Here is a 25,787-nt window from a genome sequence, read left to right as displayed (position 1 = left end):
GCGCTCTCGTGCCCTTTGCGTTTGAAGCAATGCCTGGCCGGGCTTAGATGCCCAGGCAGAGGTATTTGATTTCCAGGTAATCTTCGATGCCGTACTTGGAGCCTTCACGGCCCAGGCCCGACGCCTTGATGCCGCCGAACGGCGCGACTTCGTTGGAGATCAACCCGGTGTTGACGCCGACCATGCCGTATTCCAGGGCTTCAGCCACACGGAACACACGACCCAGGTCGCGAGCATAGAAGTACGAAGCCAGACCGAACTCGGTGTCGTTGGACATCGCGATCACTTCGGCTTCGTCTTTGAAGCGGAACAGCGGCGCCAATGGACCGAAGGTTTCTTCCTTGGCCACGGCAGCGTTTTTCGGCACGTTGGTCAGGATGGTCGGCTCGAAGAAGTTGCCTTCCATGACCTTGCCACCGGCCAGAACAGTTGCGCCTTTGCTGATCGCGTCAGCAATGTGCTCTTGAACCTTGGCCACGGCTTTTTCGTCGATCAGCGGGCCAGTGGTGGTGCCTTCTTCCAGACCGTTGCCGATCTTGAGTTTGGCCACGGCCACTTTCAGCTTCTCGGCGAACGCGTCGTAGACCGAATCCTGAATGTACAGACGGTTGGCGCAGACGCAGGTCTGGCCGTTGTTGCGGTACTTGGAAATGATCGCGCCTTCGACGGCCTTATCCAGGTCCGCGTCGTCGAACACGATGAACGGCGCGTTGCCGCCCAATTCCAGGGACACTTTCTTGATGTCCTTGGCACATTCAGCCATCAGCTGACGACCAATTTCGGTCGAGCCGGTGAAGGACAGTTTGCGCACGATCGGGTTGCTGGTCAGCTCGCTGCCGATGTCGCCGGCGCTGCCGGACACCACGCTGAACACACCGGCTGGAATGCCGGCACGCTGGGCCAGTTCAGCCAAAGCGAATGCAGAAAACGGAGTTTGCGAAGCAGGCTTGAGCACCATGGTGCAACCGGCGGCCAGGGCCGGGCCGGCTTTACGGGTGATCATCGCGGCCGGGAAGTTCCACGGGGTGATTGCAGCGGTCACGCCGATTGGCTGCTTGATCACGATCAGGCGCTTGTCTGGCTGGTGGCCCGGAATCACGTCACCGTAGACGCGCTTGGCTTCTTCGGCGAACCACTCGATAAAGGAAGCGGCGTAAACGATTTCGCCCTTGGCTTCGGCCAATGGCTTGCCTTGTTCGAGGGTCATCAGGCGAGCCAGGTCGTCCTGGTTCTCGATGATCAGCTCGAACCAGCGACGCAGCTTGTTCGCACGGTCCTTGGCGGTCAGTGCACGCCAGGCCGGCAGCGCTTTGTCAGCGGCTTCGATTGCACGGCGGGTTTCGGCAGCACCCATTTTCGGCACGGTGCCCAGAATTTCGCCCGTTGCCGGGTTGTTGACCTTGATCGTCTGACCATTGTCCGCATCAACCCAAGCGCCATCGATAAAGGCTTGCTGGCGGAACAACTGGGTGTCTTTAAGCTGCATGTCGGCTTTCCTTAACAGCACCGCGGCAAGCGCGGAGCGAATTATGATTGTAGAAAGGCGCCTTATAGGCTGCCGTCAGGGAAATCATTCACCGGGCTGAAGCACATAAATAGCGCACTGATTGAAACTCGTGCGGTTCAGCACCCAGACAAGAGCGTTTGAAATCTCGAACGAATCCTAGGATCAATGCCGGGAAAGGACAATAGGGCGTTCGAAAAAAAGAACGAAAACGGCGCATTTGCCTATTTTTTCTGATCAACGTAGCAACCGCAGGTTACGCTTTGGAAAAACGCAGGCGATTCAGCAGCATGGACGCCCGCAGTGCATATGAGTATCATGGCGCCCGCATTGCACCAGTAGCTCAGCTGGATAGAGTACTGCCCTCCGAAGGCAGTGGTCGTGGGTTCGAATCCCGCCTGGTGCACCATATAGCAGTCTAGACCTGTCTCAGACAGTCTACGAAACACCCCAAGAAGCCCGCCCTGTGCGGGCTTTCTTGTTTCTGGCTATCCATCCCTGTCTACCCCTATAACTTCACGCCGTGTATGCCCACGTGTATGCTTTGAGATTCATTGAACTGGAGGCATACACGCAGTGAAGCGTACTGAAATCAAACGCCGCCCACTGGCCGACACTACTCTCGCAGGATTGGAGCCGGAGAATGCGACGTACCGGGAGCAAGACGGCAACGGCTTGTATTTTCGGGTCAAGGCAAATGGACAGAAGTCGTGGGAGTTGCGCTACAAAAAACCAGACGGGAAATGGTCCTGGCTGGGCCTAGGCGGTTACCCCGAAATCAGTGGTTCGCTAGCCAGGCAGAAGGCGGCGCAACTGCGGGATGACGCATCGACTGGTAAAAATCCTTTAGTCAGTAAGCAGGCTCGTAAGATTGCTGACCGGGTGGCAGCCAACAACACCTTCGAAGCATTAGGCCGCGAATGGTTTGAGGCTAGGCGCTCAAGCTGGGAAGCAGGCACGTCCCGTCGAGTCCTTGGAGCCCTGGAGCTTCACGTATTCCCCGTTTTCGGCAAACGCATCTACACAGAAATACTGCCCCTTGAATGGATGGAGTTTCTGCGCGGCATGGAGCAGAAAGGGATCATTGAGCAAATGGGCAGAGTTCGGGCCTTCTGCAAAGAGATCTATGACTTGGCACGCGTGACAGGTCGAGCGATCCACAACCCCCTTGAAGGCCTAAATAAATTTCTACAGACGCGCAGTGCTGAAAATTATGCACACGTATCAATAGAAGAGTTGCCTGCATTACTTCGCGCCATCAACTCTTACCCTCACGCGAAGGACGTCCGTCTAGGCCTCCAATTGCTGGCCTTATTAGCGGCACGCCCGAGTGAGATTCGAGAAGCACGCTGGTCAGAGATCGATCTCAACAAAAAGCTATGGACGATTCCAGCCGAGCGAATGAAGCGTCGTCGCGAGCATGTAGTGCCTCTATCTCGCCAGGCCATTGAAGCGATAACGGAGCTGCGCACGCTAACAGGGGCATACCCCCTTCTCTTCCCTGGAAGAAAAGATCGAACCATCCCCCGTAGCAATACCGTCTTTCTGATGGCGCTGCGCAGACTGGGATACGCGGGCCGGCAAACTGGCCATGGCTTCCGCCATATCGCGAGCACGATCCTTAATGAACAGGGCTTTGACGAGAACCACATTGAGGCCCAGCTTTCTCATGTAAAAGAGGGAATTGCAGGGGTATACAACAAGGCGGTGTACCTGCCTCAGCGCAAAGTCATGATGCAGTGGTATGCAGATCATCTCGATGAGCTGACCACTGGCAACGTTTTGCAAGGTCAATTTGGAAAGGTGATATGAGGGTTCTTATCCATCCCTCCTCCAAAAGCGGTGTAACGCGTGTTACTCGTGTAACACCTCTTACCAACCGACTGAATTAATTGACTTTTTTTTCTGCAACACGCTCGTGCCACATTCAATACTCTCCGTGTAACGCCGCCCTACTGTGTAACGCCAGAACAAGCCCTCACCTGCTGCCGGCCAACGTTCGGCGCTCGCGGCTAAAGCGCGGCTGTCGCTGGTTACGCCTGCAAAACACAGGGCGTGGGATCGAGCATTACACGATGCTAGAGATACTTAGCGATGACTGACCACCAAATCGCTTCCCGTACGGCGCTGACGTCTGGCTTGATCGCGTATCTCTCCGCTCAACCGCTCTACCAGCTCTGCCGCGAACAGCTCACTGACGCGTGTTACTTGATCGATCAGTGTTGTCTGCGCATCCAGAATGGCGGCATAAATAGCGATCTCAGCAGCATGTGCATCAAGACCACCGTGCATGAGGAGACCATTTACCAGTATGCGTCCACCGACCACAGAGCGCGCCTCGCGCATTGGGTTCGTCAGTACAGCAACTGCTACTCGGCTTCGGATCGCGAGGCGCATGCTGCCTACATCATGGCCTGCGCAGTCAAAGCATTGGGAGTTCTTAACGACTGGATGCACGCCGCCGATAAAGCAGTCTGGTTGCATATCGCGGTGCCTCCGACCGATTGGCCATGGGAACTTTACTGCCAATTCGTGGAGTCGCAGGTCGATACGGATGAGCGTACCCAGGCACTCGATGAGTATGTCTTTCATCTGGAGCCGATCACCGCCCTACCCTGCTTAATTGATGATGAACTGACGCCCGTCGCTGATCTGGCGATGAGGCGCGCCATCCGCAGCAAAGGCGGCATCATCAGTGCGATGGAGCGTAGCAAGGACACCAGTGCCCGAGACGCCGCAATCGTTAAGCAAGGGGAGCACTATTTGGCAAAAGGCATGTCGGAACGAAATGTCAAAACGGCGGTGCACGCTTGGCTGAAACGTGAGGTCGCTAAACCTCCCAAACAGCGCCCCGAGTGGGTCGCCCTCGAAACCGAAAAGGCGCTGACTCGTAAAAGCGTAGAGGCGATTCTCAAACGCAACTTCGTGGTGTAAACCTGAAATTTCAATTGGAAGTGAACTGCTCACCGCCGCTCAATCGCTAGACCATTGCTCTCGTCAGTCCAAACCAATCGAGAGCAATACCAATGACAAAGAACATCGCCCAATACCCCGCTCCAACCTTCTCGAATCTTGCCAGTCCTTTCGACTCCACTTCCGCAGTACCAGATTTAGCCACTCCATTTGATCCTGCCACCACCCTCATTCGCATGCCGCGTCTTGAGATCGCTACGGGACTTAAGCGCTCGACTCTCTACAAACTGATGCAGTGCCCTGAAAGTGGTTTTCCACGACCGGTAAAACTGAGCAACAGCAACGCACGTGGCGCACCGGTTGCCTGGGTTTTTTCTGAAGTTCAGAGCTGGGTCAAAGGTCGTATTGAAGCCCGCGACCAGGTGGCCGCATGAAGCGCAATTGCTGCCCATTCAAAGGGCCGTTCCTCGACTCTTACAGCATCGGATTCCGCCTCTATCAACCTGGTGCAATCAACTGGCGTCATCGCACCATCGCGGGCGTGAGCTGGAACGGCGAAGAGCAGGAAGCGTTCTTTTTCAGCCCTGACGGACTCGTTCTCCCACTGAAAGCCAATCCTTGGGAATTGCCTGAACTGATCAGCAAAAACGCGGTGCACAGAGAGTTTTCGTGCGTCTACGGCACCGGTTATTTCGCCATGAGTGAAAGCCGCCTCGCCTCGCTGAAATCGCGCGGCATGACCGACTGGGTTACCTACTGGCTACTGGATCAATCGGCGGGGTACGCGAACGATCCGGCGGTATGGCAACACATCACCGATGAGGATCTCGCCGTGGAGAAAACCGCCACCGAGCGCCTTCACCACGACATGCGCTTGACCTCAGATCTGACCCAGTATGTGGATGAATGTCTCGCACAGAGCCGTGATTCGCTGGCTGTCGAACACCGCCGACGCTGCGCCGAGGACAGCAAGATACTGGCTTGGCTCAAAGGCGAAACACCGCCGCCGCTACTTGCCTTCGCACAGGAGGCAGCATGAGTCGAAAGATCGCCGACTACGCCGTGATGCGGCCATTTTCAGTGCTGCGTCGTATTGGCTTTTCGCCCCGCCTCATGCAGCGCCTTGAGCGCTATCGCAGCCAGCAGGACAAACCGGGCCGTGTCGTTAGCGTACTCAACTGGGCCGACGGCACCTGGTGCGCCCTCTCCCTCCACTGCGAAAAGACCGGAACCGTGATCGTCGACGAAGGCCAGCAAACGCAAGCCTACGAAGACGCACGATCCATGCTCAGCGGTGGCTTCCTGCCCCTCCTGTCCCTGCGCTGGGAAGCCCATGCCTGAAATGAAAACGCCTCCGGGAGCGATCCGGAGGCGTTGAGGTAAATCTACATGCACAAACAATTTATGCCGCACCTGAAAAAACCGCAAGTCATCAACGCAGTTGCACTTTCAAAAAACGGACGTTACTCTCTGGCCGTCGCTGCAAATTCAGCGATCGGGCTTGGTAACCCGTTCAACAATAGGCGCAACAGCGCCCATATCTCTTTTGCAGGCGCTTTTTTTACGCCCGCAATTTCGTTTTATGGTGGCTGTGCGTGGGAGACCTTCGGGTCTGCCGGGTTCCTATTGTCCCGGTTTACCAACCTGCGCACAGCTGCCACCCATTCGCTTGGTAACGAACGTGGCAGCTCCTCAACAATAGGAGCTTCGCCAGATGCACGCCCTCAATCCGTTCAAAAATCGCGCCGCTGCACATCGTGCAATGGCTCTCGCCGCTTTACACGCCAATTCCAGTCTCACCACACGTCTTGCCCGCTTCAACAACCACATGGCCAAAGCCCGCGCACTCGAAACCGCAGGCGGTGCCCAATGAACAATGCCCTGCGTTGTGCCCTGCCTGAAGACCTGCTGCGCGTCAGCATGAACGCCGAAGCCGGTGTACCCATCGACGCTATCACCTGCGCCATTGATCGTGCCGACTCGGTACTAACGCTGCTCGAAGATCACTTCGAAAACGAATCCTCGCGCCTCGCCAATCATGTGATCGCAGCCGTCCTTTGGGACGTACGAGGCACTCTCGGCCTGATCAAGACTCTCGCCTTGCACGGTGACACCACCTCGATTCCCGCGGCGCAGAAAGGCGGTGCGCTATGACCACATCCACCACCCGTGGTCACGCCACATTTACTCGCGTGAATGCCACCGATTTGAAGTTGTTCCGGGTCAATGCCGGAGTACCGGTCGAGGATGCACTGGAGATGGTTTCCCTGCTGCAACATCACGCCAACCAGCTGAACTTCGACGCCGCCATGAGCGACCACGGCGAACGTTTCAGTTGGCCTGCTCTGTACCTTGGCGAGATGGCCAAAGCATTGATCGACGACATCAACGACGCGCTGTTCTTGGCGAGGGCTGACGCATGAGCCAACGCCCCAGCAACTCCGCGAAACGTCCCAGCTTCGCCGACGTGAAAACCGCCGCACTGAAAGACATTGATCGTGTCCTGTCGCACTGGCTGCCCAACGGCAAGCGCGTCGACGGTGGCAAGGAATACACCGCCCCGAATCCGACCCGCAGCGATAAGCGCGCAGGTTCGCTCAAGATCAATTTAAGCAAGGGCACATGGGCCGACTTCGCTACCGGTGACAAGGGCGGCGACCTAATCGATCTGGTGCGCTATCTGGACGGCGGCACGGACGTCGAAGCCTGCAATAAACTGGCAGACCTGCTCAACGTATCGCCCGGCGCCGCCAACGCGAAGCCAGCGCCCGCCAAGGTAAAAGCGCCTGAGTGGAGTGCCATTCAGCCGATCCCGGCCGAGGCCATGAACAAGTGCCCGGCCACGCATCGGCAGCACGGCGTGCCGTCTAAGGTGTGGATCTACCGTGATGCTCAGGGCCAGCCGCTAATGGCGCTCTACCGCTTCGACCTCGCCCCTGACGAGGACGGCAAACCGAAGAAGGTCTTTGCACCCCTGACATGGTGTCAGCGCACCGATGGCCAAACCACGCAATGGCGCTGGCAGGGTCTGCCCGATCCGCGTCCACTGCTGCGCCTTGATGAACTCGTCCAACGCGCTGACGCACCGGTTGTTCTCTGCGAAGGCGAGAAAGCTGCCGATGCCGCCGCAGAACTGATGCCGGGCCACGTGGCCACCTGCTGGCCTAACGGTTCCAACTCCTGGCACAAAGCCGACCTGACACCGCTCAAAGGTCGCAACGTGCTGTTGTGGCCGGACAATGACGTCAGCGGCACAGCCTGCATGGAAACCGTAGCCGACAAGCTGCGCGAGATCGGCGCCGCCTCGGTGCAGGTCATCGCGCTGGAGGTGTTCAAGCGCAAGCCCACGCTGAAGAACGGCGTCGCTGCCTTCGCCAAAGGTGGTCAATGGGACGACGGCGACGATGCAGCCGATGCGCTTGCCAAAGACTGGACAGCGCCCCACTTCACCAAGCTGGAAAGCAGCGGTGAACTGTTCGGATTGGCTGTCGAAAATCCGGTATCGGAACCGGCCGAAGGTAAGCCGGAACCGAAGGCAAAAGCAGCAACCAAGCGTCCCTCGAAACCGAAAAATGACCTGATGCCCGGTGGCTTTCGCCTCACGTCAGAAGGCGTGTTTTATTCGGGCGACGACGGCGAGGCGCGACCGGTGTGTTCGCCTCTTGAAATACTGGCGCGCACCCGCGACGACAAAGGCCAGAACTGGGGCCTGCTGGTCGAGTTCGACGATCCCGACGGCGCCAAAAAACGCTGGAACATCCCGGCGCGCACCATGACCGGCGACTTCGGCAAGGACGTACTTGGCCCATTGGTAGACATGGGGCTGCGTCTGGCCGGTAGTCGGTCCGGACGCAATGCACGCAACGACCTGCAGAGCTATCTCGGTGGCTTCGACAGCGCGCAACGGGCACGATTGGTCACGCGTTTGGGTTGGCACGACAGCGCCTTTCTTCTGCCCGAGCAGCAGGTCGGCGCGCACAGCGAACACCTGCACTTCTACGAGGCCGGCTCTCAACTTCCTCCGATCAGCGAAGCGGGCACGCTTGAGCAGTGGCAGGAGCAGATCGGCGCGCTGTGCGTCGGCAACCATCGCTTGGCGTTTGTCGTCGGCGTGGCTTTTGCGGGACCACTGCTACACATGCTTGGCCATGAATCGGGTGGCTTTCACTTGTACGGCGACAGCTCGGGCGGCAAGACCACGCACCTGCAAGTTGCCGCCTCGATCTACGGCGGGCCGCGTCTGGTGCGTTCGTGGCGCTCCACCGACAACGCGCTGGAATCCATCGCCGCCGCGCATTCCGATGGCCTTCTGGTACTGGATGAAATCGGCATGTGCGACCCGCGCATCATCGGCGAAACGGTGTACATGCTTGGCAACGGCACCGGCAAGGCCCGCGCCAATGATCGAGGGCAAGCAGCCCGACAGGTGCAAGAGTGGCGTTTGCTGTTTCTCTCCACCGGCGAGAAGACGCTAGCCCAGCACATGGCCGAAGCCAACAAAGAACTGAAGGCGGGCATGGAGGTGCGCATGCTTGCGGTCCCGGCCGATGCGAGCAAAGGCCTCGGCATGTTCGACACGCTCAACGGCTTTGAGGATGCGGCGGCACTGGCCGACTCGCTGAAGGCACGGGTAGCGAAGTATTACGGCACACCGCTTACCGCCTTTCTCACGGCGCTGTGCGAACCGGGCAAGCGCCACGGTTGGTCCACCATCCTGCGCCGCACGCTGGAAGGGTTTATCGCCCAGTCGCTACCAGCCTCGGCCAGCGGACAGGCACACCGTGCCGCCGCACGTTTCGGCCTCGCGGCCGCAGCGGGTGAGCTGGCCACCGCGATGGGTATCACCGGTTGGCCGGATGGGACTGCCACTACCGCCGCTCGCGTGTGTCTGAACGCATGGATGAACGAGCGAGGCGGAGCCGGGAACTTCGAGGGTGATGCGATCTTGGCGCGGCTGCGCCAAGTCATTGAGCGCTTTGGCGAAAGTCGGTTCACCCGCTGGGAATCGGCGGCGGCGAAGATCGACGAACACGGCCCGCGCACTATCGACCGCCTCGGCTTTCGCAAGACGCTGGAGCACGGCTTGGGCGACTCCCTGCACACCACCAACACCTATTACGTGCTGCCCGAGTTATGGCGCTCGGAGATCTTCCGAGGCATGAACATCACTGCCGTGAACAAGGAACTGCTACAGCGCGGTGTTCTGGAGCCCGGAGGTGATGGCAAGGCATCGAGTTTGATCCGGTTGCCCGGTCTAGGCACGCAACGCTGCTACGTCGTGAAGACGATTCCGGGAATGGATGAGAGCGAGGCTCGGGCTGCCTGAGGGCATCTCTGCTGATTGAGGTAGCGCCGGCTTTTCCCCGGCCTCGCCAGCCACTCAACCAACCCACAATCGAATTGAACAGAGACTAAACACATGAACGAGATTCAAGACCTGAAAGACCGTCGCGACCAACTGCGCAGCGAGGCAGAACGGTTGCACGCCGAAATGCTGCCACTTGAGACCGTGCTGGAAAGTGACGACCCCATTGAACCGGATCGGAAACGCGAACTGCGGGACAAGTACAACGAGCTGAAACGGAATTTCGATTCGCGCAACAACAATGCCGATCTTTTGGATCGGAAGATCAGTCGCCGTGAGAATCTTCTCAACTGCGACTCCCTGATGGCGGGTTACATCGAGGCGATGGATAACTGGAAGGCTGATGAGCAGGAGCTCAACGAAAAGCGCCAGAGCCTCAGCACTCGCCTGGAACAAATCCAACAACAGGCGGCGGAGGACATGGTCAAAGCGCGTCAGGCGGAAACGGACGCTGCCACTGCGTACGCACAGGCCGTTGCATGGGGCGATACCGAAGGCGAGAAGACCGCCAACACCGACGCACAAAAGGCGGCGAAGAACCTGACAGCCGCCGCCGAACATGACCGTCGGCAACACCTGATCATGGCCGCTTTGGAGCAAGAGCTGCTCACCGTAGATAAATACATCGCTGAAGCGCAGGAAAAGCATAGGGCGATAGAACGCACCGCGCTTTGGCTCTCGCAGACGGTACTCGAGGAGCGATGGAACGAGGCCGCGAAAGCGTTGTTCGAGGTGGGTGGAAAGCTGTGGGCTAATTACAAACTGCTGGATCTTGATCAGGTAGGGATGATGAATTTGGCCGTACCCGAACAAGGCGAAAATCATGGGCGATGGACATGGCACGAGCTCATAGACCGCTCTTACCAATATAGCGCGCGGGACTTAATCCAGCTCGACAGCCTGCCGGTACAGCAGCAGCCCGAAGATATGAGCAATCTGGAACAACGCAAGGATGAACTTAATGAACAAGCCAATACAGAAGAGTGCCAGTTGGTCTGACACGCTCAAAACTCGAAAGGCTCATCTCAATGCCCTGCTGAAGACCATCAACGCAGGGCCGGGCAAAACCAGTCCGATACAAACGCTAACTATCAACGCGATTAAATCGGAAATAGCACATATTGAAAGCCAACTGAATCGCCGGAAATAGTGCTGAACTTGTAACCATCGTTACTATACAAATGAGCATGCATCACCTCACTAACAAGGGAAACAACATGTCCAAACTCGCAGAATACCGTCAGCTGGAAAAACACCTCGCCGAGCAGCTCCAGGTACTGGAAGCACTGAAAGGTGATGACGGACTGAAGAAAGAAATCGAGTTCGAAACGAAGCTGCGCAAGCTGCTCGAACACTATGGCTTCAGCCTGAAGCACATCATCAATTTATTAGAGCCGCACAACACGGCTCGACGCCAAGCCGCAGCTCCGGCCGCTGGCACGCGTAAACCACGCGAGCTCAAGGTGTACAAAAACCCGAATACCGGTGAAGTGATCGAAACCAAAGGTGGGAATCACAAAGCGTTAAAAGAGTGGAAAGCAGAGCATGGAGCCGACGTCGTCGAGGGCTGGCTGAAAAAGTAAATAGCTTCACCTGAAAAAGGGCCCAGTCGGGCCCTTTTTACTGCTGGCCCTAAACCAAAAAAAATCGACGTCATCTGGTAGATTCGTGGCGACAATGCTCCACAATTACAGCTTTCCCCACGAGAAGGATTAACGACAGTCTTCGGCCATATCGACCTTTGCGACAGGCAGCTATCGGCCCAGGCTGTGTGAAAACGTTTTAGAGCTAGTTTGAAAGTCGGAATCGGAACGAAAATTGTGTTCCTACGTAAATTTTAGGTCTGCTGACTAACCGAACACCGACAGATTTTACGTAGCAACGCAGACTTCAAAACGGCGCATGCGTTTTCACACAGCCTGGACCAAGAGCGGTCGCTCGAACCAAAACCTTCAAAATTTCGTCTATCCGATCTGTTTCAAGGCGTGTGTTAGCCTGCACAGTTAAAGAACTGGCTCAGTCCAGTTCAATCACCTACAGGGAGCTGTTTGATGCATTTCTTGGCACATGTAGCGGCGGAAATAAACAGAAAGTCAAAAAGATATGAAGTTAGCAAGCTACAGAATATTCGAAAAAAAATAAATAACCAATCGAGGCTTTCATCTAGTCAACTATTCGATAAAAGAACTATATTTGAAGAGTGGGGATGGCATTATGGGGGCAGAAAAGAGCTTCAGTTTAACATCGGTATTGAAGGGGACTTCCTCAGATACGGTGTCGCGTTTTCTCTAGAGTGCAGCCAGTCTCTCCCGAGCATAGATATACTGATCCCCAAAATAGCTCTATTCAATGAGTATCTAAACGAATATTGCGAGAATTTTTCAGACTTGCGAATGTGGCACTACGAAGGTGATGGCCGAAGCACTGAGTACATGCCCTCGTCTATTCCTCAAGAACGAGTAAGAGAAGGTGTTTTTATATTTCTTGGAGGGAGGTTGGAGAAGAGCAGAATTGATTATGACCTGATATTGGAAACCCTTGATCGGTTGCTCCCAATCTATTTGTTCACGGAGGGTGGTCACCCCAGTGTCGCTATCAAAGAGAAGCTTTTCGATTTTAGGTTCAGCGCGGGCTGCACAAAAAAACCATCAGCAACTTCAGGACTGTTAACTGAAAGAGAGTTGGATATTCGACTGAAACACAACGATTATCAGAGCAATTTATATAGCGAACTTTCAAATATTTACGGAGAGGAAAACGTCGGCACCGAAATTTATGCAAACGGGCTCAGCATAGACCTTGTAGTAAAACAAGGAGATAGCTATTGGTTCTATGAAATAAAGACAGCATCCACTGCGAGAGCTTGCATTCGACAAGCACTGGGTCAAATATTGGAGTATTCATACTGGCCTGGCCATCAGCGCGCCGCGAAATTAGTGATCGTAGGCTCAAACGTGGCAAGCGCAGAAGAGATTAGATATATCGAGTATTTGCGCGACACATTTGGACTGCCACTCGAATACCAAGCGATCACTCATTAGCCGTCAACCAATCACAATGTTATATTTTTTATCGAGAATGAACGTTTTGACTCGATTTTAGCCCTTCGCGACAGGCAGCAATCGGTCGTGAGAATGCATGCACTGTTCTGAAGTCTGTGTTGCTACGCAACATCTACCGGTGTCGGGTTGGGCAGCAGACCTAAAACTTGCGTAGAAACGCAACTTTCGTTGCGATTCTACCTGTCAAACTCGCAATAAAATGTTTTCACACAGCCTAGACTTATAGCTGCCCTTAGCGAAGGACAACTAACTGGCAATCCGATCAATAACTGCGCCCTCACGCGTCACTTGATCGGTGCTATTTTCTGGAACTAGAAGTATTGGGAAATAAAATCATCAAATTTCAAAAACTTCACGGTGAACAAGTCCTGCTGTAGACGCTGATAAATTCTGTCATCAGATATGAATAAATCGACGTCGTCGCTATAAGCCAAATGTCCTATATCATGCCCATCATTTCTGCCGGGCGGGTTTCCACTCTCCATTGCATCCATAGTATAAGCTGTCAAGCAGTGGATGTAGTTTGTCAATGGCCTGCACTTGCTGTAGTGCTGAATGGCTCTCATGTATTCCGGGGAGAATTTTTCGATGCCGAGGCCGTAGAGAAACTTAACTATCGTAATATCCGAGTAGACTCGAATAAGCGCGGGGGTATAGGGGTTCTCTCTGAGAAACCTACGATCTTCCTTCGGCGTTGATAACGTCCCACTTAAAGTTAAGACGCTATCATCCATGAGTGATTCATCATGCCGTGTAAATGTACTGATAGTGTAGGTGTTCCCACCGAGATCAATCTCGATATTATTTGCCTCGGCAAGCGTTGTTGTTTTAATGACTTCTTCCATCAGTGCTTTAGTTGCGGGTACATCATAGTCAGGAATATTCAGGGCGAAGGCTTTAGATTGTAAGGTCGCAATAGACTCCCAAACTATTGAAATATTTCTTGCCAGTATGTTAGCAAGGGCAGATTTTCGTATAAGAAACTCTCGCTCTGATGTCATCCCCGATGATCAGTTCCATGATGCCAAGCTGCGAGCATATCAGCTCAATTTTTTCTGATTCTGGAATTTTTTTTATTTGTCTGAGAATATTGGTGTCTAGGTATGCTTTCAATTTGATTAAATTCCATATTTTGCATAGCCCTTGACCTGCCGAATGAAAGGCTAATATCGTTCCGAGATTATTATCACGGGGTGATTCAGCAGCTCGGCAGCCGATGTGTACCTTTCGAAATCTGTTCAGTATCCAACGCCAAAAAACAGATACCATCACGGCTTGCCAGAATCCTCAATAGCTATAGCCACATATCTGCTTAGGCATTATTTTGGACAAAGGTGATAGATCTATTAATCAAAATAAATCTGTTAAATAAATCTATCTCCCTTTTTGACGTCGGACTGTAAATAGCTGATCAACGCCCAACAGATAATTCGATTCTCGAATAAATCGGCTCTAGGTCAGATAGCAAAGTTGATTGTCTAACTCTATCTTCAAATCCAAATTGGCGAGCAACAGCTTTAGTTGCTTTAACATATGACGTGCTGCAAAATGGAGAAACAACAATTTCATCAATCATCGCAACGCAATCAATAGGAGCCATGTGCGGCCTGAACGTTTCAGGGTCATTTAGCTGAGCCCCTTTAACGTGCATATATGCCCTCACTTCTCTTTCATGAGCATAAGAGCTTCTCTTGTAAATAGGGTCAAGAAAAGCTTTCTGATCGTATGCGCTCATCACTGCATCGTATTCCGTTTGCGTCGTGTGCGTATAACTGATGTATCGAACCCTTGCTATCTTACCGTCGAACTCGGCGCCGAGTGCATTTGCAAGTTGTCCTACCGTTGTGCGGATCGCGACTGCCTTTCCAGCATCGCCATAAAGCTTCCACATGGCTTCCGATTCTTCATCACCTTGATACCAACAGGATACCACCCTCGACTGGAACAACATCTTAGCGAAGACCTTAAAATCACTTAGATCTTGTGACAAATTATTCTCATTCGACAAATACCAAGAGGGTGGGCATTTATCCTTGACGATTTTAAGAACGCCAGGTGGAGGATACCCCTCATAAGGATCACTTGCGCTATATGCGCCCAAACTAGACATAAATAGTGCTTTATCATCTAAAATATTGACAAGTCTATCAAGTGTTATGTAGCGCCAAATAACTTCTCCGCTTGATAGGTCCCCCACTAAAGTTGCTGGCATTTGCCCTCCCAAAAAATGATATCAGTAGCATTGTGGTGTCAGTCGCCCCGCAACAGTACTATCGACGTGCTTAGCTTTGGCTTGATGCCTTATTGTGAATCCATAGGTGCCACCGGCCAAAGTGTTTTTTGATGCTAGTCGATGTTTTAAGAGCAGCAATTGTCCGCTTCTGGCCGCTATCTGCCGGTCACGGCTGGGAGTCGGCCGAGAAACGGATGCAGCTCACTTGCAGGGGGAACGGGTGCATTAACGCCAGCGTGAGTGCTCTACCTGCTGCCGCTGTAGCCACCAGTGCGCCCTGCCCCAATCCATGCATGTTGCAATCCTTCTGAATAAACGCAGCATTTACCGGGTGGGCTGGCAGCTAGCGTCGCGTAATGGGCCAAGACCTGAATCAGTCCTTTTTAAATGCCGATAGACCGTTAGCAGCGCGCCATTCTTTCACCGTCCTAGTGACACCTTCGGCAGAGTTGTCCGCACCGGGTTCTGGGTGAAAAATAAGGTCGTAACCATCTGGATGGCCCGCGAGCTTGCTGAACTGTTCAAGCAATTCACCCAGCTCATCGTCCGTGCCGCCCTTGTTAACGACTCGTATGTTTTTGATGAAGGCGATGAATTCGACTTCGGTAAAATCAGAAATATCTTCCATGTTGTGCCTACTTTCTCTTGTGAAGGTCAATGTGGTTTCGTGGGGTATTCACCCTCAAGTTATCCGCGTCGTACACCGCCCCACCGTCTACGATTCGTTCGACATGGTGTATTTCGAACGTCACCCGTTTTCCTACCGAATCTCTGAATCGAACCGTAGGCGCATTACCAGTTAGCACACGCGCCTGATCGTCCTCGCTCAGTTGGCTAAGTAACTCCGGGTCGTTACTTACAGCTTTCCAAAAAGCCCGCCTGAAGCTATCGAACGTTCCGAAACTTTGGCCTCGCAATGCGTCCGCTATCCGCGTAGGGATTGGCGCACCAAGCCCGACACCAGCATCTGCGAGCCAGACCCCTGTTACATCCTCGCCCCTCCCTGTAGCTATCCCCGGCGCATGACGGGCACTGATAACGATGTACAGCGGCGAGATACCGGAGTCAGCCGGGAACACAAGGATGAAGTCTTTGTATTCATCGGGGTAGATCGGGCTGACGATGATGTTATCTGCCTGTTCCGTAGGCGGATAAATCCATATTTGGGGTGTTTGGGGTGCGCCCTCTAACGGTGGAATTCCTGAGGTGCTGGATGGGTCAATGGCTGGCGTCCAAATCAGCGTTACCCCGTTGCCAAAGTCTGCCACCTGCTGAGAACTTTGCTCAACGAATTGCACCACCGGAATCATCTCCCAGTCGGTGCGCTTCTGAGTGTTGTACCCGTATCCCTTCAAGGTGCCATCTGCTTGCTGTTCGACATGTATCCGAACGCGTGTGCGGCCTTCTTTAAGGGATTTGAGCTGTTCGTCTGTATACAGGCTGCTATCGCCCAGGCTCGACGGCCACATCATGGCGACAATACCTGCCAAAGTACCAGCAGCCACACCCGCAGTGAGTACCCCGGTTCCACCAGCGGCCCCAGTTGCAGCAGTTTCAGTGGCTACAGCAGCACCAGTAGTGCACAAACCACCACAGGAGACAGTAGCGGCTGATGCGGCAGCCCCGCCTAAAAGAAGCGTTCCCAGCGTTGCAGGTAGTGAACCGCTGATTTTCTTGAGTGGAATGTTTCCCTGTGCGTCCGTTTCACGGCCACCGAGAATGGCGAACTCACCGTAATTGCCTACCCTCTCAACAGGGATGAAGCCAGACGGTTTTTTGTGATCGATCACACCGTCAGGCAGATCGCAGCTCTTGGCGAACACACACCCCAAACTGTTTGGTTTGGGGTGGTCTTTGGTGGGAATGTCGTTGTACTCAGCCCAACGCTGGGCATGAGTGTCTACAGGTTCTACGCCGCTGTAGCGGTGGCCCTTGTGGGCGTTTGGCACGTAGCCGCTCAATCCTTGATTCCTTATCCGTGTAAGTGCAATTCCTTAGATTGCAAATGATACCCGGTACAGCCCGCTCCCTTGAATACCGGCAGAAGGCCATAGGGATGCACAGATAACCTTCGTAGGGTTTATTGGACTTACCGTCGATCCGTGATGGGAGAACGGATCTCGTTTTTCTCGGTTGATCGATTGGCGCCATGGCAGCCGGTAACACTATCAATCAGTATGAAGAGTAAGCAAAAAGCATCTGTATTTGGCCGTCCGCTTATTGAGGCGCACAGTGCTGTGTGACCGGCTGCGGACCATGTCCGATTCAGCACGCAAGCTAAAAACGTTACACCTTTTGTAATTGTTACACCGAGAACCTCAGGGGGGCGCGAGCCAGAGTAACGTCTATTTTATCTAATAAAATCAATAGGTTGAATAGAAACGCTACACCTGTAACACCAGTTACACGTCGTTTTCTGTACATCCGCCCCGCCCCCCATCAGCAACGCGTTCCACCAGCGAAGATATTCCGGCAGGAGACGGGGGCCCCTGAGCAAAAGAGACATATACGGGGTCGGAAACCCGCGTGATCGTGTTAGCGGAAAAATGCCCAGCTTAGTGAACAGGTGAACCGGGTGAACTGCTGTTCACCAGTGCATTTGCACTATGGCTTGGGATGTCGGAGGGGACCCTCGGCATTTCGGATGGACACGGGGCAAAGAACCCGCGCGATCTTGGTAGTGGCTGATTTTTCTACATTGGTTGACAGGTTGACTCGGTTGACAGCTCGGCGTGTGCGTAATCAGCAACACAAAGGGTCATCATTACCGATACGGTAACGATGACCCTTTTTCAACCGAATTCTTTCAATTTCAATGACTGAAATTTCAGTAACTTTGGAAGTCTCCCACTAACTCAGTCACGCGGGTTTCCGACCCCGTACTGGTTAGAATTCCTCAGGGGCCCCAGCAGATTCTGCACCTTCTATCCTTCAGTCTGACCTCTTGCCTCTATTACAAAACTCAACGATCCGGGAGCGGCTTTTTGAGCAGAGTTGTGATTAGACTCTCGGTCAGAAAAACCGAAGCTTTCCGTTGGGCAATGGAGAAACGAGAACGATGGATATCAATTCTTACCTTTCAGAAATTAAGCATGCTGCCAGCTCGGTTATAAGTCTCGTTTGGGCAGAGCATCAACAGGTTGAAGAGCTTCAGGCTCAAGTCGTGAGGCTCAACGTTGAAGTTCGTGACGGCTACCGGAGAGCCTCCGCTTGGATTGATTCTGAAGACCCTGATGACGTTATGGCGAGTGCAGGGATTCAATGGGCCACCTACTTTGGCCCAGATAAACAGCGTCACGGGGTAGCGGATCACCTCACCCAAGCAAACGAACGGCTCTCGGCTCGAGCATTTTCACGATCTTCAATGGCGGCCAGTCTGTTGCAGTACGCTAAGCAAGGAATATCAATCACTCACTCGAGCGTGGATGCTTGTCCTGACGGTCATGCAATCGGTACCCAGGTGTTAAAGCAGGTTATCTGGCATGGTAGGAATCAATCTCTACACTGGGAGGAAGGTAAGCCTCGCCCACCGATTAGGAATTGTTTCGATCTGCTCACAGCACAAATTGGTCAACAATTTGCTCTCTACGAAACCCAGAATCTTGCGTTTGAGGTCGTGGCCCTTCTAGGGTGGGTGAGTTATGAGGCGTTCGAAGCGGATCTCCGCTCACTGGCCTAACGAGGGTCAGCATCACCAGTTAAGAGACGCGATGAATGGTGAATGTGCCAGACAATCAGCGTCAGCAGAGGGCAGCGTGTATGCCCACGTGTATGCCTAACAGAAACACTGCCACTAGAACCCATATAAACCGGGCCTCCTAGCCGCCAGTTCAAACGACGCCTGGACCATACGTAGAAACGAGAAAGCCTCAGACCGCAAGATCTGAGGCTTTTTTGTGGGCGTTGCTTGGAGAGCCAAGGTGAATCAGCTGAATTTTGGGCGATCTGTAATCAGGCCACCAAGCACAACTCCGATTCGCATTTACGGCTGGATTAGCCTATTGGCAGAGGGCTAAAGGGGCAGTTGTCAACTTAAAGTTTACAACTGCGGCAGAGGGCAAGGATGGTGCCCAACACTTTGGTGAACCAGTCGCTTGCGAGATCACGCGGTTCTACCCGTGAATTCAGCTTGGAGCAACATGGATCGATCGATACCGTAAGAAAAATGACTGATCAGTGAAAGGAGCCAGGCAACAAAAAACCCCTGAGCAGTCTCAGCACCGGAGCGCATCAACCGACAGGGGCCGTGTTGTTGGTGATTATAAGGGGTGAGGGCATCTCGGCAACTGCTGGTTGTTCCGATGCAACCGTCAAGGAAAACTTGACGGTTCGATTTGGGTGCACGCGTCAGACTCCGGCGCCCGATGGCTTTCCTAAATTTCTTGGGTAGTTTCTTGGGCAGTTCTTGGGTAGTTTCTTGGGTAGTCAGCGACCACTGGTGCTCTGACAATCGCCGTTGCCATTCACCCAATATCCGAGGTTGCAGGAGATCCGCCTGCGCGATACCCTTCCGCCGTCGCTGCCAATTCAGCGACCGGGCTTGGTAACCCGATGGAATAAGGCGCAACAGCGCCCCCAACACGATTGCAGGCGTTTTTTTTCGCCTGTGATCTTGTGTTATGGCGGCTGTGCGTGGGACGTCTTCGGACGTGCCGGTTTCCTTGATTCCCCGGTTTACCAACCTGCGCACAGTTGCCACCCATTCGCTTGGTATCGAATGCGCGGCAACTTCTTAAATCAAGGAAGTGAACCATGCGCAGCATCAATCCGTACGAAACTTGGTTCATCCCCCAACGCGATTTCGAATCGCAATCCCCACACACCTCCATCAACGGAGGTGGCAAATGACCGACCCATCAGAGCTGAAAACCATCGGCTTAACGCCTGCCATCTACTGCTTGGACAAGACAGTATTCCACGTCACTCGCGATGTGCCTCTCGGCGACGCGCTAGGCATGGCTTCCGACTTTCTGTTCCTTGCCAAGGCACTGACCAGAGATGCAGCCTACGACAAAGAAAGCGATCGTCATGCCTGGGCTGCACATTATCTGACGGCGCTGAGTAAGGCGTTGGTAGATGACGCTGTGAAAGTGCTGACGCGAGACCAACCTTCGCGGAAGGACAAAACAAAAGAATAGCGGCAACCCACCATTCAAATTGCGGGTCCTGATTTGTCGGGGTCTGCAATTTGAAAGAGTAGTGCTTTCAGAGTGCCGCTTTCACTCGGTGGTCCAATCAAACTCGTCGTATTCATCATCCTCTTCGTCCTCGATCAACTCATCATCAAGAACGTCTTCCTCAAGCGCTTCCTCTTCCTGCTTCGCCAGCAGAAACTCCTTACGACTCTCAGTAACCGCTCGCCGTAATTCCTGACCCTTCACCGGGCAGTTGAGCATTTGGGCGATGCGGTCGATTTTTTTCGCCATGGCTTCCTCCAACGCATCGGCTATAGGCCGATAGTGCGCGCTTTCGGGTGTCGATGCCAAATGACTGACCGCTCTGCCTCTCAGTTTTTCTGCAAATCCTTGAGTCTGGCCGTGAGATTTTCCTTGGGAAAGCGTTTGTGCAATGTCGCCATCAGGTCAGCGGCCGCTTGAGCCTGACCAGCCTTTTGCAGGCGGATCACTTCCCTTAATTGATCGTCGATAAACTTTACCGGAGCTATCGCCGGGCGTTTGCTGACCTTCGCTTCGTCAGCCATTTCAGCGCTGATCGATTCGCTCTGCGCGGGGGCGGGGGCGGACATCGCGCCGGCCGGGGCAGCCAACGAGCGGGCAACCGAAGGTGATACCTCTGCGGCTTCTTTTTTGGCGACCGGCGCAGACGCTTTGGGTGCAGTAGCGAAGTCGTAACTCGGCGATTGCTCCTCCGTGCGTTGCACCAGTGCAAGCATCAGGGCCACTCCGACGAGGCTGGCAAATGCAACTTGCCAACGGGGTTTCTGGCAGGCCTGGACCCAGCGTTTCCACAGACCAGGTTTCTGCACAGGGACTTCACGGTGTGCGGTGGCCAGGATGAAGGCGTCGAGATGGGCCGGTGGTTCGTCGGTCGCGTGTTCACGGTAGTGCTTCAACACTTCGTCTTCTGGCGTAGGACGGGCGTCAGTCATGTCAGTACCTCCTCGGCCAGCAGCCGACGCAGTTTTTGCTGGGCGTAGCGCAAGCGGCTTTTGACGGTTTCCAGCGGTGTTTCGGTGAGGGTGGCGATCTGCGGCAGGTCGAGATCGCCATGGGCGCGCAGCAGGAACACTTCGCGCTGGTCAGCAGGCAGGTTTTGCAGGGCCGCTTCGAGGCGCTGGTTGTCGCGGCTCAGGCTCAGCAGTTGTTCGGGATCAGCAGCGTCATCGCTCAGCGCGTGGATCTGTTCGTCATAGCTGTCGTGCAAGGGGTTGTGGATTCCGTGTTTGCGCCAGTGATCGATCAGTCGATTGCGGGCAATCTGGTAGAGCCAGGTACGAAAATTCGCCCGGCCTTGTGGCTGACTGGGACTGCGGATCAGGCTCAGCCAGGTGTCCTGGTAAACCTCTTCGGCCAGCTCGGACTTGCCGCTCAGGCCGAGCAGGAATCGGTAGAGCCCTTGGCGGTGACGGGCGTACAAAATCTCGAACGCCGGCCCGTCGCCTGCGCGATAACGGGACAGCAGCGATTCGTCGCTCGATTCAGGAGCAGACATTTCAGTTGTAGCCTCCTTTAAGCGGCTCACTATTGGATGCGGTCGTGGTTCGCAGACTTTGCGCCAACTCCACCAATTGCACGAACTCTGCCCGCAGACCCAATCGATCCTCGCCCCGCGCACCGCGCGCCAAAGCCTCGGTGTCCTTCAGGCTGAAATCGCCGGTATAACGCCCGTCCTTGAGCTGCTGGGAAAACGCCGCCACGGCCGCCGCAAAACGCAGGTCATCACTGGCTTTGCCGACCTGACCGCTGACGATCGGCCGCTCGATCAAGCGACTATTCCCACCCTCAGGCGACTGATAGCGCACTCGCAACATCGCCAATTCCCCAGTCTTTTCGGAAACAGCGGCCCCTGGATTGCCATACCGCAGCGGCTCCAGCCAACCCTTCTCGCCCTTCGGCACAATTTCATACAACGCCGTCACCGTATGCCCTGCGCCGATTTCACCGGCATCGACCTTGTCGTTACTGAAATCCTCACGCTTCAACGCACGATTTTCATACCCCAACAGCCGATATTCACTGACCTGTGCCGGGTTGAACTCCACTTGCAGCTTCACGTTTTTCGCCACGACCGCGAGGGTCGAGCCGAGTTGATCCACCAGCACCTTGCGCGCCTCGCGCAGGTTGTCGATGTAGGCATAGTTGCCGTCGCCGGCATCGGCCAACTGTTCCATCAGGTGTTCATTGTAGTTATCCACACCAAAACCCAATGTGGTCAGGGAAACGCCGGTCTTGCGTTTATCCACAGCCATTTGCTTGAGGCTGTCGAAGTCGCTGATGCCGACGTTGAAGTCACCGTCAGTGGCCAGCAGGATGCGGTTGATGCCCTTGTGGATAAACGCCTGCTGTGCCATCTGATAAGCCAGTTCGATGCCTGACGCCCCCGCGGTGGATCCGCCGGCGGTCAGTTGTTCGATGGCTGTACGAATTTTCGCTTTGTCGCGTCCGGACGTTGGCTCCAGCACCACACGCGAATCGCCGGCGTAAACCACCAGCGACACCCGATCCTACTCGCGCAATTGATCGACCAGCAATTTCAGGGTGCTTTTGACCAGCGGTAACCCCTCGTGTCGGTCCATGGAGCCGGACACGTCCACCAGAAACACCAGGTTCGCCGGGGCCAACTCCGCTACCGCGCGGTCCGAGGCCTTGATGCCGATGCGCAACAATCGGGTATGCGGGTTCCACGGCGACGGCGCCAACTCTGTGGTCACGCCGAAGGGCGAGCCATCGGTGGGCAATGCGTAATCGTAGGGAAAGTAATTGACCATTTCCTCCAGTCGCACCGCACCTTCCGGTGGCAGGCGCCCCTGATTGAGCAAGCGGCGGACGTTGGCGTAAGCACCGGTGTCGACATCGGCGCTGAAGGTCGAGACGGGCGCTTCGGTCACGCTGTGAATCGGGTTATCCGCCAGCGCTTGATACTGTTCCCGCTGCTCATCCCGATATCCCTGCGCAGATGCCTCGCCCGCGGGCAGCGGCGCATAGCTCGGCGCCGGACGCACGCTGCGCTTGGCCATCGAGGAGCCCGCCATGACAGCCTCGCTGCGCACCACTACTTCAGCCGGCAGCGCACCTTGAGCCGGTGGCGGAGTCGAGGCGGAATCAGGCTTGGATGAAACGCCGCAACCGGCAATGGCCAGCAGCAACCCGGCGGCGAAACCCTGGGCGGCAGGACGGAGGAATTGCAGAGGGAGGGACATGGGGGGCTGACCTCAGGAGGAAATTGATCCATTCATCCTCTGAGACGGACAGCCCCGTCGATTCGGGTTAAGACGGCTGAAAAAATTTCAGCGGTGATAACGCCGCACCACGCTGCTGTTTTTCAGCACATGGCCTTTGATTTTTTCCAGTAGCTGCGCGCGCGTCAGGCCGGCGGGCAAAGCTTCCGGCGCCAGGTCCAGGGCGTAGAGCTGGATGATGTAGTGGTGCGCGCTGTCGCCGACCGGCGGGCAAGGGCCTACATAACCTGTGGTGCCTTTGCTGTTGGTGCCGCCGACGCCTTCCAGGGCGGATTTTGCGCCGACGCCGGCGGCAATCTGATGCGTCGTGGCTTTGATGCCGTAATGCACCCAGTGATCAACGCCTTGGCCTTTTTGGCCATCCGGATCGTGCATGACAATGGCGTAACTGAGGGTGCCCGCCGGGCCGGCGTTCCAATTCAAGGCCGGTGACTGGTTGTGCCCACCACAATTGGGCGCATCGCTGGCGGCAGCCGAGGTGAACAGTCGATCGTCGGTGACACCTGGGATGTTCAGGGTAAAACGCTCCTGGGCCTGCGCCGGAAATTGCACGCATAGGACGACTGCAACGGCCGCCAGCCAAGGGTTCAGAGAGGTCAATCGGGTCATACCGGAGCACCTTGTGCGGGTGGGGCCGTCGTCGGCGTGCAAACTATAGCCGGACGGTTCATTCGGTGGCAGTGGGAATTGGCTGAACCTCGAGATAAGCGCCAAACTCTTAAGTGAAACGCTTGCCTGGAGAGTGATCATGGCACTGCACCGCGTCGCCCGTTTCGCCGATGTGTCCGAAAATCGGGGCCTTGAGGTCCAGATCGCAGACACGAAAATTGTCCTGTTGCGGGTGGGCGATCATCTACGCGCCTTTCAGGGCGAATGCCCCCATGCCGGGGCGCCGCTGGCCGACGGTGCTCTGTGCCACGGACGTTTGATCTGCCCGTGGCACAAGGCTGCGTACCGGATCGAGGACGGTGCGCTGTGCGAACCGCCGGCCCTGGACAGCCTCAAGCGCTATCCGCTGGAAGTGCGCGATGACGAGGTCTGGGTCGACGATCAGCCGATGTCCGACGCTCATACCCCACCGGCGGACGACGCGCGAACCTTTGTGATCATCGGTGCCGGTGCGGCAGGCACGGCGTGCGCGGCGGCGTTGCGCGAAAAGGGCTTCGGTGGCCGGGTGCTGTTGATCGACCGTGAAACCGACGCCGGTTACGATCGCACGGTATTAAGCAAATTCGTGATTGCCGGGGAGATGCCGCCGGAAGAAGTCCCGCCGCTGCGTGATGAACACTTTTACCAAGAGCAGCGCATTGAGCGAATAAACGCTGAAGTGACGAGCCTGGACGCCGCGAACAAGACCTTGCGCCTGGCTGATGGTCAATCGCTGAGCTACGACGCTGCCCTGCTCGCCACCGGGGGCACACCCAATCCGCTTACGCTGCCTGGCGCCGATCTGCCGCAGGTGTTCGTGTTGCGTTCGAAGGATCAGGCGCAGCGGATTCTGGGCTCGGCAAAACCAGGCCAACGAGCGGTGATCATCGGTGACAGTTTTATTGCCATGGAATCCGCGTCCTCCCTGCGTCAATACGGTCTGGACGTCACCGTTCTGGCCCGCCACGCAGTGCCTTTCGCCAAACAGTTTGGCGACGCCGTCGGCAAGGCGATTCGTGCCCTGCACGAGGCCAACGGCGTGGTGTTTCATACGGATGGCAATGCAACGCACATCGAAGGAACCGCCAGGGTTGAAGCGGTACGGCTGGACAATGGTCAACGTTTACCGGCGGATCTGGTGTTGGTCGGCATTGGCGTCAGCCCGGCAACCGGTGCATTTACCGGCCTTCCCCTGGAAAAAGACCAGTCGCTCAAGGTCGACGGCGGGATGCGCGTGACCGATGGGCTTTGGGCCGCCGGCGATATCGCGACCTTCCCGCTCAACGGCCAGCCCCAACGGATCGAACATTGGCGCCTGGCCCAGCAACATGCACGGATCGCCGCGATGAACATGCTCGGCGGTGACGAGCATTACCTCGACGTGCCTTATTTCTGGACCTGGCACTTCGGTAAAAACTACGACTACCTTGGACACGCCGCGACTTGGGATGAGGTCGAGTTCAAAGGTGATCCTGACCATCCGCCTTTCATCGGCCTGTTCGGCAAGGAGGGATTGGTGGTCGCCGCGGTGGCTTGCGATGAAGAACGTGCGATAGCGATGCTCGCCGAACGGATGAAACAGCCGTTGCCGGTGGATGAGGCGTGGCGGCTGATTCGGGACTTGAATTAACGGCTGCTCCCCC

The 25,787-nt window shown here is 55.3% G+C and carries 24 protein-coding genes, 1 tRNA gene and 1 pseudogene; 16 read left to right on the top strand and 10 right to left on the bottom strand.

The genetic code is table 11. The features are described 5' to 3' along the window. Positions 1 to 43: 43 nt before the first annotated feature. The gene (gene gabD / locus WLY71_RS07705; protein ID WP_008148203.1) at positions 44 to 1,486 is read right to left on the bottom strand and encodes an NADP-dependent succinate-semialdehyde dehydrogenase; all 1,443 of its coding nucleotides are present in this window, start codon (positions 1,484 to 1,486) and stop codon (positions 44 to 46) included. A gap of 350 nt (positions 1,487 to 1,836) precedes the next feature. Here gabD and WLY71_RS07700 point away from each other — a divergent pair. From WLY71_RS07700 to WLY71_RS07640, 13 genes are all read left to right on the top strand, one after another. Then, positions 1,837 to 1,913, top strand: a tRNA-Arg gene (locus WLY71_RS07700). Between the two features lie 167 nt (positions 1,914 to 2,080). Further along, positions 2,081 to 3,316, top strand: coding sequence for a tyrosine-type recombinase/integrase (locus tag WLY71_RS07695; RefSeq protein WP_347803090.1), 1,236 nt, complete (start codon positions 2,081 to 2,083; stop codon positions 3,314 to 3,316). 282 nt (positions 3,317 to 3,598) lie between these two features. Further along, positions 3,599 to 4,438: a hypothetical protein gene (locus tag WLY71_RS07690; protein ID WP_347803089.1), complete on the top strand. Its 840-nt coding sequence runs from the start codon at positions 3,599 to 3,601 to the stop codon at positions 4,436 to 4,438. Between the two features lie 92 nt (positions 4,439 to 4,530). Then, entirely contained in the window at positions 4,531 to 4,851 is a 321-nt protein-coding gene (locus tag WLY71_RS07685) for a helix-turn-helix transcriptional regulator (RefSeq protein WP_347803088.1), read from the top strand. Continuing rightward, positions 4,848 to 5,456, top strand: a complete 609-nt coding sequence (locus WLY71_RS07680) for a hypothetical protein (RefSeq protein WP_347803087.1) — start codon at positions 4,848 to 4,850, stop codon at positions 5,454 to 5,456. The genes WLY71_RS07685 and WLY71_RS07680 overlap by 4 nt, the downstream gene beginning before the upstream one ends. After that, entirely contained in the window at positions 5,453 to 5,758 is a 306-nt protein-coding gene (locus tag WLY71_RS07675; protein WP_347803086.1) for a hypothetical protein, read from the top strand. The genes WLY71_RS07680 and WLY71_RS07675 overlap by 4 nt, the downstream gene beginning before the upstream one ends. A gap of 373 nt (positions 5,759 to 6,131) precedes the next feature. After that, positions 6,132 to 6,290, top strand: a complete 159-nt coding sequence (locus WLY71_RS07670) for a hypothetical protein (protein WP_347803085.1) — start codon at positions 6,132 to 6,134, stop codon at positions 6,288 to 6,290. Further along, positions 6,287 to 6,571, top strand: coding sequence for a hypothetical protein (locus WLY71_RS07665; RefSeq protein WP_347803084.1), 285 nt, complete (start codon positions 6,287 to 6,289; stop codon positions 6,569 to 6,571). The genes WLY71_RS07670 and WLY71_RS07665 overlap by 4 nt, the downstream gene beginning before the upstream one ends. Beyond that, a complete protein-coding gene (locus tag WLY71_RS07660; protein WP_305448325.1) occupies positions 6,568 to 6,840 on the top strand; it encodes a DUF3077 domain-containing protein in 273 nt (90 codons plus the stop codon). The genes WLY71_RS07665 and WLY71_RS07660 overlap by 4 nt, the downstream gene beginning before the upstream one ends. Beyond that, on the top strand, positions 6,837 to 9,743 hold the full coding sequence (locus WLY71_RS07655) for a DUF927 domain-containing protein (RefSeq protein ID WP_347803083.1): 2,907 nt from the start codon (positions 6,837 to 6,839) through the stop codon (positions 9,741 to 9,743). Before WLY71_RS07660 ends, WLY71_RS07655 begins: the two co-directional genes overlap by 4 nt. Positions 9,744 to 9,836: 93 nt before the next feature. Next, the gene (locus WLY71_RS07650; protein ID WP_347803082.1) at positions 9,837 to 10,781 is read left to right on the top strand and encodes a chromosome segregation protein SMC; all 945 of its coding nucleotides are present in this window, start codon (positions 9,837 to 9,839) and stop codon (positions 10,779 to 10,781) included. Between the two features lie 218 nt (positions 10,782 to 10,999). Next, positions 11,000 to 11,365 carry a histone-like nucleoid-structuring protein, MvaT/MvaU family gene (locus WLY71_RS07645; RefSeq protein ID WP_347803104.1) on the top strand — a complete coding sequence of 122 codons (366 nt, stop codon included), beginning with the start codon at positions 11,000 to 11,002 and terminating at the stop codon, positions 11,363 to 11,365. Between the two features lie 468 nt (positions 11,366 to 11,833). Next, positions 11,834 to 12,823, top strand: coding sequence for a hypothetical protein (locus WLY71_RS07640; protein WP_347803081.1), 990 nt, complete (start codon positions 11,834 to 11,836; stop codon positions 12,821 to 12,823). 332 nt (positions 12,824 to 13,155) lie between these two features. Here WLY71_RS07640 and WLY71_RS07635 read toward each other — a convergent pair whose 3' ends face one another. The 4 genes from WLY71_RS07635 to WLY71_RS07620 all read right to left on the bottom strand — a co-directional run bounded on the left by WLY71_RS07635 (position 13,156) and on the right by WLY71_RS07620 (position 17,038). After that, positions 13,156 to 13,845 (bottom strand): hypothetical protein, encoded by a 690-nt coding sequence (locus tag WLY71_RS07635; protein WP_347803080.1) that lies wholly within the window; start codon positions 13,843 to 13,845, stop codon positions 13,156 to 13,158. Positions 13,846 to 14,255: 410 nt separating this feature from the next. Then, positions 14,256 to 15,056 carry a DUF2971 domain-containing protein gene (locus tag WLY71_RS07630; protein ID WP_347803079.1) on the bottom strand — a complete coding sequence of 267 codons (801 nt, stop codon included), beginning with the start codon at positions 15,054 to 15,056 and terminating at the stop codon, positions 14,256 to 14,258. 394 nt (positions 15,057 to 15,450) lie between these two features. Next, positions 15,451 to 15,705 (bottom strand): bacteriocin immunity protein, encoded by a 255-nt coding sequence (locus WLY71_RS07625; RefSeq protein ID WP_347803078.1) that lies wholly within the window; start codon positions 15,703 to 15,705, stop codon positions 15,451 to 15,453. A gap of 7 nt (positions 15,706 to 15,712) precedes the next feature. Next, positions 15,713 to 17,038, bottom strand: coding sequence for an S-type pyocin domain-containing protein (locus WLY71_RS07620; RefSeq protein WP_347803077.1), 1,326 nt, complete (start codon positions 17,036 to 17,038; stop codon positions 15,713 to 15,715). Positions 17,039 to 18,135: 1,097 nt separating this feature from the next. On the opposite strand from WLY71_RS07620, the gene WLY71_RS07615 reads away from it, so the two are divergent. Both WLY71_RS07615 and WLY71_RS07610 read left to right on the top strand, forming a co-directional pair. Beyond that, a complete protein-coding gene (locus WLY71_RS07615; protein WP_347803076.1) occupies positions 18,136 to 18,756 on the top strand; it encodes a hypothetical protein in 621 nt (206 codons plus the stop codon). Between the two features lie 1,165 nt (positions 18,757 to 19,921). Further along, entirely contained in the window at positions 19,922 to 20,215 is a 294-nt protein-coding gene (locus WLY71_RS07610) for a DUF3077 domain-containing protein (RefSeq protein WP_283189593.1), read from the top strand. Positions 20,216 to 20,296: 81 nt separating this feature from the next. Here WLY71_RS07610 and WLY71_RS07605 read toward each other — a convergent pair whose 3' ends face one another. From WLY71_RS07605 to WLY71_RS07585, 5 genes and pseudogenes are all read right to left on the bottom strand, one after another. Next, a complete protein-coding gene (locus WLY71_RS07605; protein ID WP_347803075.1) occupies positions 20,297 to 20,563 on the bottom strand; it encodes a hypothetical protein in 267 nt (88 codons plus the stop codon). A gap of 20 nt (positions 20,564 to 20,583) precedes the next feature. Beyond that, positions 20,584 to 21,186: a hypothetical protein gene (locus WLY71_RS07600; protein WP_347803074.1), complete on the bottom strand. Its 603-nt coding sequence runs from the start codon at positions 21,184 to 21,186 to the stop codon at positions 20,584 to 20,586. After that, positions 21,183 to 21,749 (bottom strand): RNA polymerase sigma factor, encoded by a 567-nt coding sequence (locus WLY71_RS07595; protein ID WP_347803073.1) that lies wholly within the window; start codon positions 21,747 to 21,749, stop codon positions 21,183 to 21,185. Before WLY71_RS07595 ends, WLY71_RS07600 begins: the two co-directional genes overlap by 4 nt. A 1-nt stretch (position 21,750) precedes the next feature. After that, positions 21,751 to 23,457 (bottom strand): annotated as a pseudogene (locus tag WLY71_RS07590) (vWA domain-containing protein). A gap of 87 nt (positions 23,458 to 23,544) precedes the next feature. Further along, positions 23,545 to 24,105: a YbhB/YbcL family Raf kinase inhibitor-like protein gene (locus tag WLY71_RS07585; protein ID WP_347803072.1), complete on the bottom strand. Its 561-nt coding sequence runs from the start codon at positions 24,103 to 24,105 to the stop codon at positions 23,545 to 23,547. A gap of 139 nt (positions 24,106 to 24,244) precedes the next feature. Between WLY71_RS07585 and WLY71_RS07580 the strand changes: the two genes are divergently transcribed. Next, positions 24,245 to 25,774, top strand: coding sequence for an FAD-dependent oxidoreductase (locus tag WLY71_RS07580; RefSeq protein WP_347803071.1), 1,530 nt, complete (start codon positions 24,245 to 24,247; stop codon positions 25,772 to 25,774). The last annotated feature ends 13 nt before the right edge of the window (positions 25,775 to 25,787 follow it).

Source organism: Pseudomonas rossensis (assembly GCF_039888995.1).
Classification (GTDB): domain Bacteria; phylum Pseudomonadota; class Gammaproteobacteria; order Pseudomonadales; family Pseudomonadaceae; genus Aquipseudomonas; species Aquipseudomonas rossensis.
This window is presented reverse-complemented; position numbering and strand designations above follow the sequence as displayed.